This window comes from Agromyces zhanjiangensis (genome assembly GCF_040496055.1).
Classification (GTDB): Bacteria; Actinomycetota; Actinomycetes; order Actinomycetales; family Microbacteriaceae; genus Agromyces; species Agromyces zhanjiangensis.
The window spans coordinates 162,657-183,065 of sequence record NZ_JBEPKB010000002.1; the positions used below are offsets into that span (position 1 = coordinate 162,657).

A 20,409-nucleotide genomic window follows, 5' to 3' on the forward strand; every position below is an offset into this window, starting at 1 on the left:
CCGTGAGGAACCCATGAGCACTGTTGACACCGCGCCCTCATCCGAGGCGCCGGCCGCGGCCCGACCCAGGCCGAAGGCCACGGGGGGAGGATTCGGGCGCTACCTGCTCGTCCGCTTCCTCCTGATCTTCCCGACCATCTTCATCCTCGTCACCGTCGTCTTCTTCCTGGCGCGGACGACGGGCGACCCCATCACCGCGGCCCAGGGCGGACGCCTCGGGCCCGAGCAGCTCGCAGAGCTGCGCGCCGCCGCCGGGTACGACCGGCCCCTGATCGTCCAGTACCTCGAGTACCTCGCGCAACTGGCGACCGGTGACTTCGGCCGGACGCTGACCACCAACCGTCCCGTGATCGAGGTGCTGACGACGTACGGTCCGGCGACCTTCGAGCTCGTGTTCTACTCGCTCATCGTCGCCTTCGCCGTCGGCGTGCCCCTCGGGCTGTACGCGGCCTACCACCGCGACAAGGCGCAGGACGCGATCGCCCGCGTGCTCGCGATCATCTGGTACGCGGTACCGATCTTCTTCGCCGGCCTCCTGCTCAAGCTCATCTTCGCCGTCTGGCTCAAGTGGCTGCCGGTCGCAGGTCGCGCCAGTGTCGGCGCGGAGCTGCAGATGCAGACTCTGCCGAACCCGACCGGCTTCTACACGATCGACGCGATCCGCACCGGCGATCCGGAGGTCCTCGTCGACGTCCTGTCGCACGCGGTGCTGCCCGCGATCGCGCTCGGGCTGCTCACCGCGGGAATCTTCCTCCGCCTGGTGCGGACCAACGTGATCGGCACCCTGGCCACCGACTACGTCGACGCCGCCCGGTCGCGCGGCGTCGCCGAGTCCCGACTCCTCCGCAAGCACGCGTACCGCCCCGCGCTCATCCCGATCATCACCGTGATGGGCCTCCAGATCGCACTCCTGCTCGCGGGCGCGGTGCTCACCGAGACGACGTTCGAGTGGAAGGGCCTGGGCTTCATCCTCGCCGAGTTCCTCGAGTCGCGGGACTTCGCGGCCGTGCAGGGCATCGTGGTGCTCCTCGCCGTGATCGTCGCGCTCACCAACTTCATCGTCGACGTGATCGCGGCGTTCATCGACCCGCGAGTGAGGTACTGACATGGCCGTCGCCGTTCCCTCGCGCCCCGGGCACCGCTGGCGCGACCGCATCCCCGTCGTCCACCAGGTGCGCCAGAGCGTCGGGCTCCAGCGGGGCATGCTCGTCGCGGGCCTCCTGATGCTCCTCGTCTTCGTGCTGTGCGCGATCTTCGCGCCGCTGCTCGCGCCGTACGGGTTCGCGCAGCGTTCCGACGCCGCCGGCGGGTTCGGGACGCAGCAGCCCCCGTCCGCAGCGCATCCGTTCGGCACCACGGTCGGCGGCTACGACGTGCTGTCCCGCGTCATCTGGGGCACGCAGACCGCGATCCTGGTCATCATCGTCGCCGTCGTCCTCGCGATCTTCATCGGCGTCGCACTGGGCCTCTACGCGGGCTACTTCGGCGGATGGCTCGACCGCATCCTCGTCGTCGTGTTCGACGCGATCTACGCGTTCCCGTCGCTGCTGCTCGCGATCGTGCTCTCGATCGTGATCTCCGGCGGGCAGTCGAACCTGTGGGGCGGCGTGCTCGCCGCGGCCGGGTCGATCACGGTGGTGTTCATCCCGCAGTACTTCCGCGTGATCCGCGCGGAGACCGTGCGGATCAAGGCGGAGGCGTACGTCGAGTCGGCGAAGGTGCTCGGAGCACCGAACCACCGCATCGTGTTCCGTCACGTGTTCCGCAATGCCACGCGCACGCTTCCGCTCATCATCACGCTGAACTCGTCCGAGGCGATCCTCACGCTCGCCGCGCTCGGCTTCCTGGGCTTCGGCATCGAGCCGACCGCGGCGGCCGAGTGGGGCTACGACCTCAACAAGGCGCAGTCCGACGTCACGAGCGGCATCTGGTGGACCGCGCTCTTCCCCGGCCTGGCCATCGTGTTCACGGTGCTCGCCATCACGCTCGTGGGCGAGAGCCTCAACGACCTCGCCGACCCGCGCCTGCGCGGACGGCGTCGGGTCGCGCAATCCGCGGGTCAGGTCGCGGAGACCTCGGTCGTGCCGGGCGGCACCCTCGACGCGGGCCCCGGAGGGCTCGCGGGCCTCGAGGACGGGGAGACGTTCGACGAGCACGGGATCGAGGTCAAGCGATGAGCACGGTGGTCGACATCAGGAACCTCGGCGTCTCGTTCTCGACGGATGCCGGAGCGGTCAAGGCCGTCGACGACGTCAGCCTCACCGTCGAACGCGGCGAGGTGCTCGCCATCGTCGGCGAGTCGGGCTCGGGCAAGACGGTCACGGCGAAGACGATCCTCGGGCTGCTGCCCGAGACGGCCACGACGAGCGGTGCCGTGGTGCTGTCGAACCGGGCGGGCACGGCGGAACAGGACGTCATCTCGCTGAGCGGCGCGAACCTCCGGGCCATCCGCGGCACGGACGTCGCGATGGTCTTCCAGGAGCCCTCCACCGCGCTGAACCCGGTCTACACGGTCGGGTGGCAGATCATGGAGGGCCTGCGTGCGCACGGCCGCGTCTCCAAGGCCGAGGCGCGGACGCGGGCGATCGAGATCCTCGGTCGCGTCGGCATCCCCGACCCCGAGCAGCGCGTCGACCACTACCCGCACCAGTTCTCGGGCGGGCAGAAGCAGCGCATCGTCATCGCGATGGCGCTGGTGCTCGAGCCGGGCCTCATCGTGGCCGACGAGCCGACGACGGCGCTCGACGTCACGGTTCAGGCCGAGATCCTCGACCTGCTGCGTCGCGTGCGCGACGAGTTCGGGACGGCGATCGTGCTCATCACGCACAACATGGGAGTCGTGGCCGACCTCGCCGACCGGGTCGCGGTCATGTACCAGGGCAGGGTCGTGGAGGAGGCGCCGGCACGCGAGCTCTTCGCCGACCCGAAGGCGGACTACACGAAGGCGCTGCTCGCCGCCGTGCCGTACGTCGGCCACGGCGTCGCACGCGCGGCGGAACGCGCCGCCGCGCGTCCGGCCGACTGGGCCGAGCAGGCGCCGGTCGTCGAGGCCCGCGGCCTCGAGATCGAGTACCCGGGTCGGTTCGGCCGCGCGGGGTTCCGCGCCGTCGACGGCGTCGACCTGGTGATCCGGCCCGGCGAGGTGCTCGGCCTCGTCGGCGAGTCCGGGTCCGGCAAGACGACGATCGGTCGTGCGATCGCGGGCCTCACCAAGGTCACGGGCGGTTCGCTGCAGGTGCTCGGCCACGAGATGCTCGGCATCCGCGAGCGGCGGTTCCGGCCGACCCGCAGCCGGATCGGCTTCGTCTTCCAGGATCCGGCGTCGAGCTTCAACCCGCTGCTCACGATCGCCGAGTGCGTGGCCGAGCCGCTGGTGATCCACGATCGCGCCGTCGACGCGCGCGATGCGCGCCCGCGCGTGAATGAGCTGCTCGAGGCCGTGCAGCTGCCGGCGTCGTACGGCGACCGGTACCCGCACGAGCTGTCCGGCGGGCAGCGGCAGCGCGCGAGCCTGGCCAGGGCGATCGCGCTCGAGCCCGAGCTGCTCATCGCCGACGAGCCCACGTCGGCGCTCGACGTGTCGGTGCAGGCGCGCGTGCTCGAGCTGTTCGCCGAACTGCAGCGCGAGTTCGGGTTCGCGTCGCTGTTCATCAGCCACGACCTCGCCGTCGTGGACCTGCTGGCCGACCGCATCGCGGTGCTCTACCGCGGCCGGCTGGTCGAGGAGGGGACCGGCGCCGAGGTGCTCGGGGCGCCCGCGGATCCCTACACGCAGCGCCTGCTCGCCTCGCTTCCCGTGCCCGATCCGGTCGCACAGGCCGACCGACGCGAGGAGCTCCGGCGACTGCGCGAGGCGGCGGGACGATGAGCCGCGACGCCGCCCACGGCTACCCGGTGGTCGTCAGCGACCTGTCGGTCGAGTACCCGGGGCGCGGGCCGAGCGCCGCACACGTCGCCCTGCACGGGGTCAACCTGCGGGTCGCGCCCGGTGAGGTCGTGGGCCTCATCGGGTCGGCCGGGAGCGGCGCGTCGACGCTCGCGCGAGTGCTCTCGGGCGCCGCATTCGAGCCGACCCTCGCCAGCGGCGAGGTCCGACCGGTCATCACGGGCGGCGACGCGATGGTGCTCGGCACCCCGCTCCGCGGCGTCTCGCGGCGCAAGCTCAACGCGTTGCGGTTCCACGTCGGCTACCTCGCGCAGGATGCGGCCGCCCGGTTGCCCGCCGACCGGACGGTCGCCGAGATCATCGGCGAACCGATCCTGGAGCGGGACCACCGGTACAACCGGGCGGCGCTCGCGACGCGGGTCGCCACGATGCTCGACTCGGTGCGACTGCCGCTCGGGATGCTCGAGAAGTTCCCGTATCAACTGAGCGGCGGGCAGCGACAGCGGGTCGCGCTCGCGCGCGCGCTGGTGCTCGGCCCGAAGGTGCTCATCGCCGACCAGCCGACGGCGGGGATCGACGTCACCGTCCGCGACGCTGTCGCCGGACTGTTCACCGAGCTCCGCGCGGGCCACACGTTCTCCGCGATCGTGATCTCGCACGACCTGCCGGTGCTGCGTCGGGTCTCCGACCGGATCGCGGTGCTCGACAAGGGCGAGATCGTCGCCGACGGCACGATGGAGGAGGTCCTCGACGACCCACTGCACCCGTACGTCAAGGCGCTCGCGAGCGCGATCGACGACGGGCACGCCATCACCGACGACCTCTCGTCCAACGGTCGGCAGTGACCGCGGCAGGAGGCCCCCGCCCGCGGCACGAACCGGTCGCGGGCGCGTCCGGCACGACCGAGCCGCGCGCGTCCCACAGTCACGGGGAATCGCCCGAGGTCGGCCCGATCGCGGTCGTACCGGACGCCGCTCCCGCCTTCGTCGACGCCGTCACGGCGTCGGGCGGGCGGGTCGAGCCCCTGTCGCCGGCGACGCGCGGGCTGGTCTGGACGAGCTCGGCGGAGGCGGATCGCCTCGAGCGGATCCTGGCCGAGCATCCGGCCATCTCGTGGGTGCAGCTGCCGTGGGCGGGCGTCGACGCGTTCGCCGACCTGCTCGCCCGGCACCGCGACGACGGCCGCGTGTGGACGAGCGCCAAGGGCGCCTACGCGCAGCCCGTCGCCGAGCACGCGCTCGGCCTCGCCCTCGCCGTGCTCCGGGAGTTCCCACGGCGGGTGCGCGCACCGGGATGGGAGGCCGACGAGCGCGGCCGCACGCTGTACGGCAGCGACGTCGTGATCGTCGGCGCGGGCGGGATCGCCGTCGAACTGCTTCGCCTCCTGGAGCCGTTCCGCGTCCGCGCGACCGTGGTGCGACGAGCGGATGCGGCGGTGCCGGGTGCCGCCCGGACCGTCACGACCGATCGACTCGCCGAGGTCCTCGGCACGGCCGAGGTCGTGTTCGTCGTCGCCGCCCTCACCGAGGCCACCCGCGGCCTGATCGGCGCGACCGAGCTAGCGGCCGTGCCCGCGGGCACCGTGCTCGTCAACGTCGCCCGCGGGGGCCTGGTCGACACCGACGCGCTCGTCGCGGCGCTCGAGTCGGGCCGGCTCGGCGGTGCCGGGCTCGACGTCACCGATCCCGAACCGCTGCCGGCGGAGCATCCGCTCTGGAGGGCGCCGAACTGCCTCATCACGCCGCACGTCGCCGACACCGACGCCATGACCGTGCCGCTGTTCGCGCGTCGGATCGCGGCGAACGCGGCCGCCTTCGTCGGGGGCGCGACCTTCGACGGACGGATCGACCTGGACGCCGGATACTGACGGCAGCTGAGCCCGGCTCGGATTGGGAGTCCGGCGCTCGCTTTGCTACAGTATCTCTGCGCCCAGCGTGATCCTCCATAGCTCAATTGGCAGAGCAATCGGCTGTTAACCGATAGGTTCTTGGTTCGAGTCCAAGTGGGGGAGCTTCCCCGGCCCGGACCACACAGTCCGGGCCGTTCTCGTTCCCGGGTCCACCCGATTTGCGCGCAGGCGCCGGGTGAGGGTCAACTTGGATCCGTGCCAGGACCCGACGTCGACGCCTCCATCCGGAGGGCGCGACGCGACGGCATCGCCGTCGGGCTCGCGACCGCCGCGTACGGCATCTCGTTCGGCGCGCTCTCGGTGGCGTCGGGTCTCGACGTCTGGCAGACGTGCGTCCTCAGCCTCGTGATGTTCACTGGCGGCTCGCAGTTCGCGCTCGTCGGCGTGATCGGCGCGGGGGGCGCCGCCGCCGGGGGGTCCGCGATCGCGGCCGCCGCACTGCTCGGCGTGCGGAACGTCGTCTACGGCATGCGCATGCGGCCCGTGGTCGGCGAGCACGGCCTCGCGCACAAGGTCGCCGCGGCCTGGCTGACGATCGACGAGTCGACGGCGGTGGCGCTCGCGCAGACGAACGAGCGTGCGGCGCGCGTCGGGTTCTGGGTGACCGGCCTCGCGATCTTCGTCGGGTGGAACCTCACGACGCTCGCCGGCGCCCTCATCGGCGACGCGCTCGGCGACACCCGGGCGTACGGCCTCGACGCCGCCGCGGCCGCGGCGTTCCTGGGCCTGCTGTGGCCTCGACTGAAGCGCGTCCAGGCCGGCGCGACGGCGGTGCTCGCGGTCGTGCTGGCGACGGTGACCACGCCGGTCCTCACGCCGGGCGTGCCGGTGCTCGTGGCGGCGGTCGTGGCGCTGGTCGTGGGGTGGTTCGACCTCTTCCGCAGGCGGGAGGCGGCCCGGTGACGACGTGGCACGTGATCTTCCTCGCCACCGCGGCGACGCTTGCCCTGAAGCTCGCGGGGCACCTGGTGCCCGCGTCGTTCCTCGAGCGCGAGCGTCCGGCGCGGATCGCCGACCTGCTCACCGTGGCGCTCCTCGCGGCACTCATCGCCGTGCAGACGCTCGCGGTCGGGCAGGCGCTCGTCGTCGACGCGCGCGTGCCGGCGCTCGTGGTCGCCGCCGCGCTCTACGCGGTGCGCACGCCGTTCATCGTCGTGGTGGCGGTGGCCGCGGCCGTGGCGGCGGGCATCCGCTTCTTCGCCTGAGCAGGCGCGCGGCGGCGCCGCGTCGATCGGGCAGAGCGGATGCCGCGGCTCACGCGTCGAGGTCGTCGATCCCCGGCGTCCAGCTCGAACCCTGCCGGCCCCAGCCGCGCTTGCGCGTGATCTTCTGCACGATGCGCTGGTCGTGGTCGTCGAGCCGGTCCATGTAGAGCACGCCGTCGAGGTGGTCGTACTCGTGCTGGAAGATGCGCGCGAGCCATCCGTCGGCGACGATCTCGAACGGTTCGCCCTCGAGGTCGGTGGCGCGCAGGATGGCGCGTTCCGCGCGCCTCAGCCCGAATCGCTCGCCCGGGAACGACAGGCACCCCTCGGACTCGTCGTCCTCGTCGGGCATGCCGGGCACGGGCGGCGAGATCCACAGCTCGGGGTTGATCGCGACGCCGCGCCACTCGCGGTCCTCCTCGTCCGTCCAGCCGAACGTGAACAGCCGGAGCGGGACGCCGACCTGCGGGCCGGCGAGACCGACGCCGGGCGCGGCATCCATCGTCTCGAACATGTCGCGCACCAGGGTGCGGATCTCGTCGTCGATGGACTCGACCGGCGAGGCCGGCGCATGGAGCACGGGGTCGCCCGTGATTCGGATCGGGAGCACGGCCATTCGCCAAGGATATCGGCGGGGCAGCCGGTAGGGTCGAGGGGTGGATCCGGACCTCAGCGAACTCACCGAGCTGATCCCGCTCGATCCGACGCAGTTCATCGGCATCCCGCTCGCGCTCGTCGGGGCGGTCTTCCTGTCGCTCGGGGCCCAGTTCCAGCACCGCGGCGTCGTCAAGGTCGAGGCGAACACCGCCGACACGCTCGGCAAGGGGCTGAACGGCAGGCAGCTCGCGCTGCTGCTCGCGCGACCCTCGTGGGTGCTCGGCACGCTCATGCTCGGGCTCGCGATCGTGTTCCAGCTCTCGAGCCTCTACTTCGCGCCGCTCATCGTGGTGCAGCCGCTCGGCGCGCTGGCGCTCGTGATCACCTCGATCCTGAACTCGCGCATCAACAAGGTGAAGCTGAACCGCAAGTCGATCATCGCCATCGTGATGTGCGTGGGCGGCGTGTTCGTCTTCGTCGGCGTCGCGGCGTTCACGGCGGTCGACAAGCCGGTGCAGGTGCGCCAGCTCATCACGATCCTCATCATCCTGCTCGTGGTGCTCACCGCGGCGGCGATCACCTTCGCCCTGTTCCGTCGACGCATCCGCGCGGTCTTCTACGTGCTCATGGCGGGCGTGCTCTACGGCTTCGTCGCGACGCTCGCCAAGGTCGTGCTCTCGCGCGTCGACCAGGGCGAGTTCGACTGGCTGACGGTCCTCTGCGTGATCGCGCTGCTCGCGGCGACGGGGCTCGGCGCGTACTTCGTGCAGAACGCGTACGCGAGCGGCCCGCCCGACCTCGTGATCGCCGGGCTCACCGTCGTCGACCCGATGGTCGCGGTGCTCATCGGCATCGTCGTGCTCGACGAGGCCTCGCAGGCACCGCCGTGGGCGATCGCGGTGTTCGTCCTGACGGGCGCGATCGCGATCTGGGGCGTGTTCCTGCTGGCGAAGAACCATCCGCAGACCCGGCTCTGAGTGCGGTGCGCTGCGCGCCGCCTCGGTGCGTCGCACCGCTCATCCGAGCACGCTCAGGCGTGTGAGATCGTCGCTGCGGAGGGTGCTCTCGTAGACTAGGGTCGGATGAACCCCGCCCACGCGGCCAGTCCTCACTCCCCGACGGGCCAGGTATACGGCCCCACCCCGTTCACGAACAGCGAGGTACAGCACCACGTGTCCGACTCATCGAGCGTGTCCGCCGACCCCGGCGCGGAGCGCCCGCTCCGGATCCTGATCGGCGCCGACACCTTCGCGCCCGACGTCAACGGAGCCGCGCGCTTCGCCGAGCGGCTCGCCGCCGGACTCGTCGAGCGCGGCCACGACGTGCACATCGTCGCTCCTGCCGCGAGCCGCAAGCACGGCACGTGGAAGGAGGTCCACGAGGGCCAGGAGCTCACGGCGCACCGACTGCTGAGCTGGCGCTGGTACCCGCACGACTGGCTGCGCTTCGCGCTCCCGTGGCGGATCAAGCAGAACAGCGCCCGGATCCTCGACGAGGTGAAGCCCGACGTCGTGCACTTCCAGTCGCACATCGTGGTCGGTCGCGGCCTCTCGATCGAGGCGGCGAAGCGCGGCATCCGCATCGTCGGCACGAACCACTTCATGCCCGAGAACATGCTCGAGTTCACGCTCATCCCGAAGGCGTGGCAGGACTGGGCCGTCGGCCTGGCCTGGAAGGCGGCACGACGCACGTTCGGCCGCGCCGAGTCGGTCACGACGCCGACGCGCCGTGCGGCCGACTTCCTCGAGAAGTACACGGGCCTGCGCGGCGTCCACGCGATCTCCTGCGGCATCGACGCGCACAAGTACTCCCCGAACTGGGAACCGCGCACCGACAACCGCATCGTCTTCGTCGGCCGTGTCACGGGCGAGAAGCAGATCGACGTGCTGCTCCGAGCCGTGACCCTGCTGCCGGCCGAACTCGACGTGAAGGTCGACATCGTCGGTGGGGGCGACCAGAAGCGCAACCTGGAGCACATGGCCGTCGAGCTCGGCATCGCCGACCGCGTCACCTTCACCGGCTACGTCACCGACGAGGAACTTCGCGAGGCGTACCACCGTGCGTCGGTGCTCGCGATGCCGTCGATCGCCGAGCTGCAGAGCATCGTGACCATGGAGGCCATGGCCTCGGCGCTCCCCGTCGTCGCCGCGAACGCGATGGCGCTGCCGCACCTCGTGCACCACGGCGAGAACGGCTACCTCTTCGAGCCCGGCGACCCGCAGGACCTCGCCGACAAGCTGCGCACGGTGCTCGAAGCCACGCCAGACGACTACAACGCCCTCAAGGCGCAGTCGCTCAAGCTCATCAAGGCGCACGACATCACCCGCACGCTCGACACCTTCGAGAGTCTCTATCGTGGTCAGCGCGTGACCGATCCGGTCACCGAGTCGATCCCGGTCATCGTGCCGGAATGAGCTCGCTCGCGGGCTGAGGAGCACGACCGTCTGGTCGTGGCCCGCATGCCCGGTCTCGAGCCGCCGTCAGGGCGAGGGAACCGTCGGTCGCCACGGTCCCTCGATCACCGTGGCCTCCGCGTCTCCCGGCCACGGCGGCATCGTCACGCAGAGGAACCGGAGTGGTTCGTCGCTGTCGCAGCGGTACTGGAACGCGGTGCCGACCGGGATGTCGATCGATACCCCCTGCATGAGCTCTGTCGTCAGTTCGCCGGTGGCGTCCCGTCGCCAGAGCCGCCCGGAACCGGAGAGGATGTACCAGAATTCGCTCACCGTGGCGTGGACCGTCCCTCGGTTCACTTGACCAGGTGGGACCGTCGAGTGGATCATCCCACCGGCCGCGCCGTCGATGAGGTACCGTATCTCCGCGCCGGCGGGGGAGCGGTCGTCCGGGGTGGGAGGGAACTGACGAGTCTGCATCGGAAGCCTCCTGTGCTCTCCCGTATTCTCCCAGCCCGCCCCATCCGTGATCGCGTCGGCCCGCTCCGATCCGCTCGCATTCGGGCAGCGACGACGCCGCTCGGCCAGGATGACGACGCGCACGACATCACGTGAACCATCGACACGTTCGAGAGTCTGTATCGTGGTGAGCGCGTGACCGATCCGGTCACCGAGTCGATCCCGGTCATCGTGCCGGAATGAGGTCGCTCGCGGGGCGGTAGCTCAGCCGGTTAGAGCAGTGGACTCATAATCCATCGGTCACGGGTTCAAGTCCCGTCCGCCCTACTCGTACCGACGGCGACGAGTTCCTCGAAGCCGGTCCGCCGCGCGGTCGGCGCATCCGCGGGCCACGCACGGCCTCGCCCGGTGACTCGTCCGCGCGAGGTCGCGGCATCCGCGTCAAACCCGGCGTCAAACGCCGAGGTGCTGTGCTGTCAGCATGAGATCCGGCGAGTCGCGTCGGTCGTGACGAGGAACGAGCACATCATGTCGCTGTTCATGGACGTACACACCATCGATGGAGGCGTTTCGGAAGCGGATGTCGCCAGCGCGCACCAGGCCGACCTGGCCACCCAGGGCGCGCACGGGGTCAACTACCTGCGCTACTGGGTGGATCAGCAGGCGGGGAAGATCTTCTGCCTGGTGGAGGCGCCAGATGCGGATACCGCCCACACGGTCCACCGCGAGGCCCACGGCCTCGTCGCCGACGAGATCTACGCGGTGCAGGAGCATTCCTGACCATTCCTCAGGGATGTGCGGGAGTATGGGGGGATGGCGGCGGACATCGATCGTCCGAGCCTGACCGTACAGCTCCTCGGACACCCCCGGATCATCCGGAGCGCCGGCAAGGCGTACGAGTTCCGCAGCCGCAAGAGCTGGGCCGTGCTGGCGTGCCTGCTCCTGAGCGAGCGGGCGCCGAGTCGGGTCCAGCTCACCGGGATGCTGTTCGGTGAAGCCGACGACCCGGCTCGTGCGCTGCGCTGGTGCCTCGCCGAGATCCGACGAGGACTCGGCGGGGACGCCTCCGTCGACGGGGACCCCGTGGTGTTGACCCTGCCCTCCGCCGCCGTGGTCGACGTCCACGTGCTCCTTCGCGGCACGTGGGCCGAGGCGGTTCGCCTGCCCGGACTCGGCGAGGAGCTCCTCGCCGGCCTCAGCCTCCGCTACGCCGGTGCCTATGAGACTTGGCTGGTCTCGAAGCAACGTCACGTCGCGGCGGTCTCCGAGGCCGTCGTGCACGAGGCCGCGCTCGGATCGATGTCGAGCGGCGACCTGAATGCGGCACTCGGCTACGCGGTGCGCGCCGCGAACATGAGCCCGTTCGACGAGAACCACCAGGCGCTGCTCATCCGGCTGTACCGGCTCGCCGGGGACGACGAGGCGGCGGAACGTCAGTACGCCGCGTGCGTGGAGATGCTCCGCGGTGAACTGGGAGTCCCGCCGGGACCTGCGCTCGATGCGGCGTACCGAACGCGCGTCGAGGTGCCCGCTGCGGCCGTCGACGAAGCCGCCATCGATGCGCTCACCGAGGCGGGTTCGGCCGCCGTGGCCGCCGGCTCGATCGAGTCCGGCATCGTGTCGCTCGGTGCTGCGGCAGAACTGGCGGACCGGGCCGGAGAGCCCCGACGACAGGTCGTCGCCCGCCTTGCCTTGGCGAAGGCGTTCATCCACGGGCTCGGCGGCCTCGACCAGCAGGGTCTGGCTCGCCTGTACGAGGCCGACGAGATCGCGCGAGCCTCGCAGTCGTGGACGACGGTTGCCGAGATCCGGGCTGAGCTGGGGTACGTCGACTTCCTCCGTGCCCGCTACGACCGCGCCGAGCGTTGGCTGAGCGATGCGCTCTCATACGCGCACGGTGCGCCGGCGGTGCACGCGAGGGCCACCACCTACCTCGGAGCAGTGGCGAGCGACCGGGGCGACTTCGGCCGTGCCCGGGTGCTGCTCGAGTCGGCAGTGGCGCGCTCGGAGGCTGCAGGCGAACCCCGTACGCAGGCGTACGGTCTCTCCATGCTCGGGCGCGTGGCACTGCTGACGGGTCGTCTGACGGAGGCGGAAGCGTGGCTCACCCGGGCGATGGCCGTGGCGCAGCACGACCACTGGCTCGCGTTCCTTCCCTGGCCGCAGGCCATCCTCGGCGAGGTGAAACTCGTCCGGGGCGACGTCGTGGGCGCGTCGACGGTCCTGGAGCAGGCGTTCGCTCGCGCGTGCCAGCTCAGGGATCCCTGCTGGGAGGGGATGTCCGCCCGTGCGCTCGCCCTCGTCGCCGAGGCCGACGGCGATCCTGATCGCGCGTTCGCCATCATGATCGACGCGCACGCCCGCTGCAGGCGCCTCGCCGATCCGTACGTCTGGTTGGAGGGATACATCCTCGCCGCGCTCTGCGAACTCGGCCGCGCGCACGGGCATCCGCAGACGCAGGAGTGGACGGATGCGTTGGGGGTGCTCACCGATCGGACTCGGATGCGGGTTCAGCACGCCCCGGGTCCGACTCCTCAGCTCCGGCCGTGAGCGCGCGTCGGCCGCGACGCTCCGGCCGATTGCGACGATGAGCGCTGCGACGCGACGCGACGCAGGAGGCGATCGCGCCGCCGATGTGCCACGGTGGAGGCACCGACCGGGAGGCCACCATGCCGAGTGAAGAGCAACTGCGGGACTACGCGCGCGTCGCGATCGAGGTGGGGTTGGGGGTGGAGCCCGGCGATCGGGTGCTCATCTCGGCCCCCGTCGTGCGACCCGAGTTCGCGCGGATGGTGGTCGAGGCCGCCTACGATGCCGGGGCGATCTCCGCCGACGTGCTCTGGTTCGACGATGCGGTCGACCGGTCGCGGTTCACCCACGGCTCGGCCGATGCCGCCGGCGCGCTGCCGGGGAGCGCCCTGTTCCGCCTCGCCGACTTCGAGGCCGGCGCCTCGTTCCTGCGCGTCCACGCGGCCGACCCGGCCAAGTTCGCCGGGGTCGACCAGGCTCTCGTGCAGCAGCAGAACCGCCGTGAGATGGAGTACGTCCGGCCCCAGATGGAGGCGATGGGCATCGGGCAGGTGCCCTGGACGGTCGTCGGGGTGCCGATCCCCGCGTGGGTGTCGAGCGTGTTCCCGGAGGATGACGCCGAGGAGGCGGAGGAGCGCCTGTGGCAGGCGATCCTCCGCGCCGCTCGCGTCGACACGCCGGATCCGGTCGGTGGCTGGCGCGCGCACATCGCGGACCTGGAGGCGCGGGCCGCCTACCTCGATTCCCGCGACTACCGTCGGCTTCGCTACGAAGGCCCCGGGACCGATCTCGTCCTCGGCATGACGGATCGCGCCCGCTGGCGCGGCGGCGGCATGACGACCCCCGCCGGGAAGCCATTCGCGCCCAACCTGCCGACCGAGGAGGTGTTCACCTCCCCGCACCGGATGAGGGCGGAGGGCACGGTGCGCGCGACGAAGCCGCTGAGCTACTTCGGCGACCTCATCGAGGACTTCTCCTTCGAGCTCTCGGAGGGGAAGGTCGTCGGTTCGCATGCCGGAGTCGGCGAGGCGACGCTGCGGGCGATCCTCGGCAGCGACGAGGGAGCCGTGCGCTTCGGCGAGGCCGCGATGGTGCCGCAGTCGGGGGCGGTGGCCGCCGAGCGGCTGGTGTGGAGGAACATCCTCTACGACGAGAACGACGCGTGCCACATCGCCCTCGGACAGTCGTATGCGTCGTGCTATGACGGCGCCGACGCCCTGAGTCCCGACGAGCGGCTCGAAGTCGGCCTCAACCGCAGCTCGGTGCACGTCGACTTCGTGCTCGGTTCCCCCGAGCTGAGTGTCTTCGGCGTGTTCGACGACGGCAGCGAGGAGCCGATCATCGCGGCCGGCGAGTGGGGGTTCAACGTCTGAGGCGTCGACGCGCGGGCCCGGATCGCGGCACCCCGACGAGTGGACACGACTCACTCGTGTTCGGGCAGCATCGGTGCCGACCATCCCGGATCGCGACCGAGCTGCGCTGCACGGGCGACGGAGGTCGCGCCGAAGCGATCGCGGACGGCGTCGAGCACCGTGTCGAGGCGCTCGCCCTCGTCCCAGTCGATCGGCAGCTCGGGCTGGAGGCGGTCGCCGCGGGCCAGATGGGAGAACGAGACGCCGACCAGGGTGATGCCGCGCTCGGCGATCTCGGGCAGGGCGGCGGCGAGCAGTTCTCGCGCGATCGCGAGCAGGACCGCGGTGCGGTCGGTCGCGGAACGGAGGGTGCGAGATCGGGTGGCCCTCGCGAAGTCGCCGTAGCGGAGTCGCAGCACGACCGTGCGGCACCCCCGATCGCCGTCGCGGAGCCGGCGGGCAAGTCGGTCGATGATCTGGGTCAGGATGCGGTCGAGCTCATCGGCCGTCCGGGGGTGCGTGCCGAGCGCGCGTTGCGAGCCGATGGACCCGCGGCGGTGCGCGGCGTCGACCGGGCGCGGATCTCGAAGCCGTGCGAGCGCGTGCAGGTGCGCACCCGCCGCTCGGCCAAGCAGTCGCTCCGCGGTCGCGGCTTCGAGCTCCGCCAATTGTCCGACGGTACGGATGCCGAGGCGGTGCAGCTTCTCCGCAGTGACCGCCCCGACGCCCCACAGCCGTTCCACCGGCAATGGGAGGAGGAACGCGGACTCCCGCTCGGGCTCGACGACCAGGAGCCCGTCGGGCTTGCTCACCGCGCTTGCGACCTTCGCGAGGAACTTGGTCCGCGCGATCCCGACCGAGATGGCCAGCCCGACCTCCGCACGGACCCGCTCGCGCAATCGAATCGCGATGTGCTCGGGCGTGCCCGCGATGCGCCGAAGGCCGCCGACCTCCAGGAACGCCTCGTCGATGGAGAGTCCCTCGACGAACGGCGTCGTGTCGCGGAAGATCGCGAACACGGCTCGACTGGCCTCCGAGTACGCCTCCATCCGCGGCGGGACGACGACCGCATCCGGGCAGAGGTCCCGAGCATGCCGGCCGCCCATCGCGGTGCGCACCCCGCGGGCCTTCGCCTCGTAGCTCGCCGCCAGGACGACCCCGCCACCGACGATGACTGGCCGGCCGCGCAGCTCGGGCGCGTCGCGCTGCTCGACCGAGGCGTAGAACGCATCGAGATCGGCGTGCAGCACGGTCGCCTCGCCCCGCATCCCGTCCTCCCGCCGATCATCCGTCACGCGGATCGTCGCACGCACCGGGGACACGAGATGCTCCGTCGACACGACGAGGGAGGGTGGTCGCGTGCAGATTCACACCAGAAATGGGGGTCGGCGATGGTTGACGAACGACCACACGCCTGAGTACTTCTGGTATGCGAAGCATCCAAGCCGCTACGAGAGGAACACCTCATGCCGAAGCTGCGCAGGATCACCGAGCACCCATCGCAGCTTCCCGGCTGGACGATCGAGTTCGGCGATGACGGACGCACGATGACCGTGATCGCGCCGGAGGGCGTGCGTCTGACCGGCGACCTGCTCCGCGGCATCGGATGGGCCGACGCGGTCCAGGCCGCAGGCATGAACTCGCCCGAGGTCGATGCGCGCTGGCTGGAGGCGTTCACGTCGGAGCGACCCCTGCGGCGTCCCCGCGGCGGGTCCGAGGAGTTCGACGCCGAGGTGGGGCGGCTCTACCGAAAGGCGGTGCTCGCGGGCCTGACACCGCGCGAGGCCATCGCGGCGCTGCACGGGGTCGACGCGCAGACGGCGGGCAAGTGGATCACCGAAGCCAAGCGCAACGGGGTCATCGGTTCGCTCGCCGAAGAGCGTTCACGCGCGCTGCGCGAGAACGAGGAGGGCTGAGTCGCACGCGGTTGCCCGGCGACGTCGACCACCTCGTCGAGCCTGGATCCTGCGGCGGGTCGCCTGCCGTCGGGAGCGGCGAGTCGCGGCATCCGGCCCCCTGACCAGGGCGCGCACGAACGCGACGCCCGCCGCGATGATGCCGATCGCGGATCCCACGATCGCGAGGATGAGGAGCGTGCGCACGACGATCTCCCACGGGAAGGTCGAGGCGCCGAAGTCGAAGGGGAAGACCGCCCAGAGCTGGATCGTGGCGGCGAGGCCGACGCTGGTCGTCGCGACGTCGCCGAGCGCCTTCAGCCATGCCTGGTCGAAGACGAGGTCGATCAGGTTGACGAGGACGCCGGTCGCGAGGGAGGCGTTGATCCAGGGGAGGACCTCGGCGGTCTCGGCAGTGAGGAACGGGAGCACCTGCCACCCCGGCCAGACGTTGCCCAGGTAGAGCAGCAGCAGGTTCACGAACACCGCGACCGCGAAGCCGAATCGTCGCGCCGCGGGACCGCGCGGCTCACGCCGTCGCGGCATATGGCGCGGGATCTCCGGCGAGTTCGAGGTCATGCGTCCCAGCCTGCCGGGCGACCGGATGGCGCACCGGGCCGAACGGCCTTTGCGCGCGGGGGCGGGCCGGACTCGGCCGGAACGGAGCGACGGTCGCGTCGACCGCGAGGACGCGTCGCCGCGACACCCAGTTCAGCGATGACGCGTCGAGCGGCGGATCTCCGCGGCGTAGTCGTCGAGCGCGTCGAGGATGCCTGTGTGCTGCCAGATCCGATTGCGCGCCCGCCCGGAACGCTCGACGAGGATGCCGCGATCGACGAGGGTCTCGATCCTGCGCTTGGCGGTGACGTCGCTGAAGCCGAGCTCACGGGTGAGGTACCGGCTGTTGACGATCGGCTGCGCGATCAGGCGAGGGAGAAGCGCCCACGCCTTCGAAACCGACCTGACGCCGGGGGTTCTGCCGGGAGCCCTCGAGCTGGTCGGCGAGCGCGTCGACCAGGGCGCGTCCGGAGGTTGCCGCATAGCGGGATGCGTCGGCGAAGCTGTGCGCGATCGGGCCCGCGTCGCCGTCGCGGAAGGCCCGGAGCGCCTCGAAGTATCGGCTCACGTCGACGAGCAGCCCGGCCGAGAGCGGCACCGTGGTGTAGGTGGCGAGGCCCGTGTTGCGCAGCATGGACACCACGCGCGAGGTCTACCTACATATGAACCGCTATGTGCAAGGAAAAAGCGAGACTGGCTTGCGGTCGACGGATGCCGCGGCGATGCGTCAGCGGACCGCGGCCGCCTCCACCTCGGGGGCGTCGGAGAACGCGAGCTTCGGCACGAAGGCGAGCACGACGGCGGCGACGGCCGCGGTCAGGCCGCAGACGAGCCAGACGGTCACGTAGCCGGCGAAGCTCCCGGCGGTGCCGGTGGCGGCCTCGCCCGCCGCGCCGAGCAGCGCGATGCCGAACACGCATGACGCGATCGCCCCGCCCACGGTCTTCACCGAGTTCGTGAGGCCGGTCGCGACGCCCGTCTGCTGCTGCGGGGCCGCGGCCGCGGCTGCCGCCGGGAGCGCCGCTACGAGCGCCCCGGAGCCGATACCCGCGATGATCATGTTCGTGAGCGCCTGCCAGTACGCATCGTGGAACGGCAGGAAGAGCAGGTAGCCGACCGAGACCAGCGTGCTCGCCCCGATGAGCGCCACGCGAGGCGACACCCAGCGGGTGACGAACGGGAACAGCATGGCGCCGACCACGAGCGAGAGCACGTACGAGCCGATCAGCAGCGAGGTCTGGAAGCTCGTCGCGCCGAGGCCGTAGCCGTAGGTCGCGGCATCCGTCCTGGCGAACGTCGAGAGCGGAGCCTGCGCGCCGAGCACGCTGACGCCGAAGAGGCCGGCGGTGAGGAAGACCGGCCACAGCGTCGGCGAGCGGAACATGCGCACGTCGATGAGCGGGTCCGGATGCCGCAGCTCGTATCGCGTGAACGGTACGACGAGCAGTACGCCGAGCGCCACCAGCGCCCACGACAGCACGTCGGCGGGGCCGTTCAGGCGCATGAAGCTCAGGCCGCCGGTGAGCAGGATGAGCGCGAGGGAGATGAGGACGAGACCGCCCGTGTCGAGCGTGCCGCCCGTGAGGTCGGGCGACTCCTTCACGCCGAACAGGATCACGAAGAAGCATGCGATGACGGCGACCGCCGGCACCAGCAGCAGCACGCGCATCGGCAGCGCCTCCGCGAGGGCGCCGGCGGAGAGCGCGCCGGCGATGGCGCCGAGCTCGAGCGCCGCGACGAGGAGCCCCGCCGCCCGTCGGGTCATCGCCGCGGGTCGGTCGGCCGACCGGCTGCGCGACCAGACCAGGGCGATCTCCAGCGGGAGCCAGACCACGTAGAAGCCCTGCAGCGCCCATGCGACGAGGAACACCCAGAAGACGTCGGTGAACGCGAGGGCCGTCGACGCGACGGCCGTGATCGCGGTCGACCAGACCAGCATCCGCTTGTGGCCGACCATGTCGCCGAGCTTCGCGAACGCCGGCACCACGAGCGCGGAGAGCATGAGCTGCGAGCCCTCGAGCCAGTTCACGTCGGCGTCGTGCACGCCGAGGTGGCGGGCGATGTCGGTCAGCAGTGGCGTGTAGTAGCCCTGGATGATGCCGCTCGTGAACTCGACGAAGGCGAGGAAGCCGACGATCGCGGCGACGGGTCCGAGTTTCGCAGCGCGCTTCATTGCGGGTCCTTCGGGTGGGTCGTGGAGCAGGGGGCGGGGTGGTGCATGGGCCGATCCGGAGGCGGATCCGAGGGCGGATTCACCCTAGTGCGTCGGATGTCTCATTCCGGCAACGAACGGATGAGCGCACGGTGGAACCGCTCCCCCCGTTCGAGGCTGTCGATGGCCACGCGCTCGTCGACCCCGTGGATGGAGGCGCGCTGGCTCGCCGTCATCGCGAGCGGCGCGAAGCGGTAGACCGCCGGCGCGAACCGGTGGAAGTGGCGCGAGTCGGTCGCCGCCATCATCAGGTACGGTGCCGTGATCGCGTCGGGGTACGAGACCGCGACCGCGTCGGCGATCGCACGGAACTGCGGGGCGTCCACCGGTGACTCGGGCGACGGCTCATCGCCCTCGAGCACCTCGACGACGACGTGGCGGTCGCGGATGACACGACGCAGGCGCCGGACGACGGAGGCCACGTCCTCGCCGATCGCCACCCGGAGGTTGATCGTCGCGGACGCCTCGGCGGGCAGTACGTTCGCCGCCGAGCCGCCGCCGAGCATCGTCGGTGCGACCGTGGTCTGCACGAGCGCGGCGGGTTCGCCGCCGAGCCGCGCGAACACGTGCGCGGTGAGCCGGGGGAGCGCGGTCAGCAGGCGGAGGAGCAGGCGGGCGCCGCCCCTCGCGTGCGGAGTGAAGGTGGAGAGCATCGACCGCATCGACCGCGGCATCCGCTTGGGGAACGGGTTGGGGGAGAGTCGCGCGACCGCTCGGGCGATCCGACCCGTCGCGGTCACGCGGGGCGGCGCCGAGGCGTGCCCGCCCTCGCCGCGGGCCCGCAGGCGCACGGTCATGACGCCCTTCTCGCCGACGCCGACCATCGCCGCGGGCACCTTCAGGAACGGCAGCGGCGCGTCGACGACCGCACCGCCCTCGTCGAGCACGAGCCAGGGGATGACGCCCCGCTCGCGCAGGAGGTCGGCGGCGGCGATCGCGGCGCCGCCGTACGATTCCTCGTTGCCGCCGAACGAGAGGTAGACGTCGCGGGCGGGGACGAATCCCTCGGCGAGCAGGTTCTCGACGGCCTCGAGCAGCACCAGCAGCGGTCCCTTGTCGTCGAGCGTGCCGCGGCCCCACACCGATCCGTCGTGGATCCGTCCCTCGAACGGCGGGAACGTCCACCCGTGCGACGCGTCGGCCGGCACCACGTCGAAGTGCGCCATGAGCACGACCGGGTCGCCGTCGCCGCGGCCCCGCCAGTGGTAGAGCAGTCCCAGGTCGGTGACGCGCTCGAGCGACAGGTACTCGTGCACGAGCGGGTACAGCTCGGCGAGGAGTTCCCGGAACCGCTCGAAGTCGCCGAGGCCGCGCTCGTCGAGTTCGGCGGACACCGTCTCGAGCCGGATCATGCGCGACAACCGCTCGGGAGCGCCGGCGCGCACGACGGGGGAGTGGGACATGCGTCCCACTC

The 20,409-nt window shown here is 71.2% G+C and carries 20 protein-coding genes and 2 tRNA genes; 15 read left to right on the forward strand and 7 right to left on the reverse strand.

The window, feature by feature from the left end; translation table 11 throughout:
- The first annotated feature begins 13 nt into the window (after positions 1 to 13).
- From ABME02_RS03960 to ABME02_RS03995, 8 genes are all read left to right on the forward strand, one after another.
- Positions 14 to 1,105, forward strand: coding sequence for an ABC transporter permease (locus ABME02_RS03960; RefSeq protein WP_353813987.1), 1,092 nt, complete (start codon positions 14 to 16; stop codon positions 1,103 to 1,105).
- A gap of 1 nt (position 1,106) precedes the next feature.
- Positions 1,107 to 2,177, forward strand: coding sequence for an ABC transporter permease (locus ABME02_RS03965; RefSeq protein WP_353813988.1), 1,071 nt, complete (start codon positions 1,107 to 1,109; stop codon positions 2,175 to 2,177).
- A complete protein-coding gene (locus ABME02_RS03970) occupies positions 2,174 to 3,868 on the forward strand; it encodes an ABC transporter ATP-binding protein (protein ID WP_353813989.1) in 1,695 nt (564 codons plus the stop codon). The genes ABME02_RS03965 and ABME02_RS03970 overlap by 4 nt, the downstream gene beginning before the upstream one ends.
- Positions 3,865 to 4,731: an ABC transporter ATP-binding protein gene (locus tag ABME02_RS03975; RefSeq protein ID WP_353813990.1), complete on the forward strand. Its 867-nt coding sequence runs from the start codon at positions 3,865 to 3,867 to the stop codon at positions 4,729 to 4,731. The genes ABME02_RS03970 and ABME02_RS03975 overlap by 4 nt, the downstream gene beginning before the upstream one ends.
- A complete protein-coding gene (locus ABME02_RS03980; protein WP_353813991.1) occupies positions 4,728 to 5,753 on the forward strand; it encodes a D-isomer specific 2-hydroxyacid dehydrogenase family protein in 1,026 nt (341 codons plus the stop codon). The genes ABME02_RS03975 and ABME02_RS03980 overlap by 4 nt, the downstream gene beginning before the upstream one ends.
- Positions 5,754 to 5,824: 71 nt before the next feature.
- A tRNA-Asn gene (locus ABME02_RS03985) sits at positions 5,825 to 5,897 on the forward strand.
- 93 nt (positions 5,898 to 5,990) lie between these two features.
- Entirely contained in the window at positions 5,991 to 6,698 is a 708-nt protein-coding gene (locus ABME02_RS03990; RefSeq protein ID WP_353813992.1) for an AzlC family ABC transporter permease, read from the forward strand.
- Positions 6,695 to 7,000, forward strand: a complete 306-nt coding sequence (locus ABME02_RS03995) for an AzlD domain-containing protein (protein WP_353813993.1) — start codon at positions 6,695 to 6,697, stop codon at positions 6,998 to 7,000. Before ABME02_RS03990 ends, ABME02_RS03995 begins: the two co-directional genes overlap by 4 nt.
- Before the next feature lie 49 nt (positions 7,001 to 7,049).
- Here ABME02_RS03995 and def read toward each other — a convergent pair whose 3' ends face one another.
- On the reverse strand, positions 7,050 to 7,616 hold the full coding sequence (gene def / locus ABME02_RS04000; RefSeq protein ID WP_353813994.1) for a peptide deformylase: 567 nt from the start codon (positions 7,614 to 7,616) through the stop codon (positions 7,050 to 7,052).
- Between the two features lie 40 nt (positions 7,617 to 7,656).
- Between def and ABME02_RS04005 the strand changes: the two genes are divergently transcribed.
- Positions 7,657 to 8,574, forward strand: coding sequence for a DMT family transporter (locus ABME02_RS04005; protein WP_353813995.1), 918 nt, complete (start codon positions 7,657 to 7,659; stop codon positions 8,572 to 8,574).
- Positions 8,575 to 8,769: 195 nt separating this feature from the next.
- A complete protein-coding gene (locus ABME02_RS04010; protein ID WP_353813996.1) occupies positions 8,770 to 10,011 on the forward strand; it encodes a glycosyltransferase in 1,242 nt (413 codons plus the stop codon).
- A 66-nt stretch (positions 10,012 to 10,077) separates the two neighbouring features.
- Here the strand turns inward: ABME02_RS04010 and ABME02_RS04015 are convergent, their stop codons facing one another.
- Complete coding sequence (locus tag ABME02_RS04015; protein ID WP_353813997.1) at positions 10,078 to 10,593, reverse strand: cupin domain-containing protein; 516 nt, start codon at positions 10,591 to 10,593, stop codon at positions 10,078 to 10,080.
- Positions 10,594 to 10,702: 109 nt separating this feature from the next.
- Here ABME02_RS04015 and ABME02_RS04020 point away from each other — a divergent pair.
- The 4 genes from ABME02_RS04020 to ABME02_RS04035 all read left to right on the forward strand — a co-directional run bounded on the left by ABME02_RS04020 (position 10,703) and on the right by ABME02_RS04035 (position 14,351).
- A tRNA-Ile gene (locus ABME02_RS04020) sits at positions 10,703 to 10,776 on the forward strand.
- Between the two features lie 201 nt (positions 10,777 to 10,977).
- Entirely contained in the window at positions 10,978 to 11,229 is a 252-nt protein-coding gene (locus ABME02_RS04025; RefSeq protein ID WP_353813998.1) for a DUF4242 domain-containing protein, read from the forward strand.
- A 33-nt stretch (positions 11,230 to 11,262) separates the two neighbouring features.
- A complete protein-coding gene (locus ABME02_RS04030) occupies positions 11,263 to 12,999 on the forward strand; it encodes an AfsR/SARP family transcriptional regulator (protein ID WP_353813999.1) in 1,737 nt (578 codons plus the stop codon).
- A 119-nt stretch (positions 13,000 to 13,118) separates the two neighbouring features.
- Positions 13,119 to 14,351 (forward strand): aminopeptidase, encoded by a 1,233-nt coding sequence (locus ABME02_RS04035; RefSeq protein WP_353814000.1) that lies wholly within the window; start codon positions 13,119 to 13,121, stop codon positions 14,349 to 14,351.
- Positions 14,352 to 14,401: 50 nt separating this feature from the next.
- Here ABME02_RS04035 and dinB read toward each other — a convergent pair whose 3' ends face one another.
- On the reverse strand, positions 14,402 to 15,598 hold the full coding sequence (gene dinB / locus ABME02_RS04040) for a DNA polymerase IV (RefSeq protein WP_353814396.1): 1,197 nt from the start codon (positions 15,596 to 15,598) through the stop codon (positions 14,402 to 14,404).
- Between the two features lie 198 nt (positions 15,599 to 15,796).
- On the opposite strand from dinB, the gene ABME02_RS04045 reads away from it, so the two are divergent.
- On the forward strand, positions 15,797 to 16,246 hold the full coding sequence (locus ABME02_RS04045) for a hypothetical protein (protein ID WP_353814001.1): 450 nt from the start codon (positions 15,797 to 15,799) through the stop codon (positions 16,244 to 16,246).
- Here the strand turns inward: ABME02_RS04045 and ABME02_RS04050 are convergent.
- From ABME02_RS04050 to ABME02_RS04065, 4 genes are all read right to left on the reverse strand, one after another.
- A complete protein-coding gene (locus tag ABME02_RS04050) occupies positions 16,214 to 16,804 on the reverse strand; it encodes a hypothetical protein (RefSeq protein WP_353814002.1) in 591 nt (196 codons plus the stop codon). The two genes, ABME02_RS04045 and ABME02_RS04050, sit on opposite strands and share 33 nt — an antisense overlap.
- A gap of 304 nt (positions 16,805 to 17,108) precedes the next feature.
- Complete coding sequence (locus tag ABME02_RS04055) at positions 17,109 to 17,426, reverse strand: Fic family protein (RefSeq protein WP_353814003.1); 318 nt, start codon at positions 17,424 to 17,426, stop codon at positions 17,109 to 17,111.
- Positions 17,427 to 17,510: 84 nt separating this feature from the next.
- Positions 17,511 to 18,956: an MFS transporter gene (locus ABME02_RS04060; protein WP_353814004.1), complete on the reverse strand. Its 1,446-nt coding sequence runs from the start codon at positions 18,954 to 18,956 to the stop codon at positions 17,511 to 17,513.
- A 101-nt stretch (positions 18,957 to 19,057) separates the two neighbouring features.
- Entirely contained in the window at positions 19,058 to 20,398 is a 1,341-nt protein-coding gene (locus ABME02_RS04065; RefSeq protein ID WP_353814005.1) for a M20/M25/M40 family metallo-hydrolase, read from the reverse strand.
- Positions 20,399 to 20,409 lie beyond the last annotated feature (11 nt).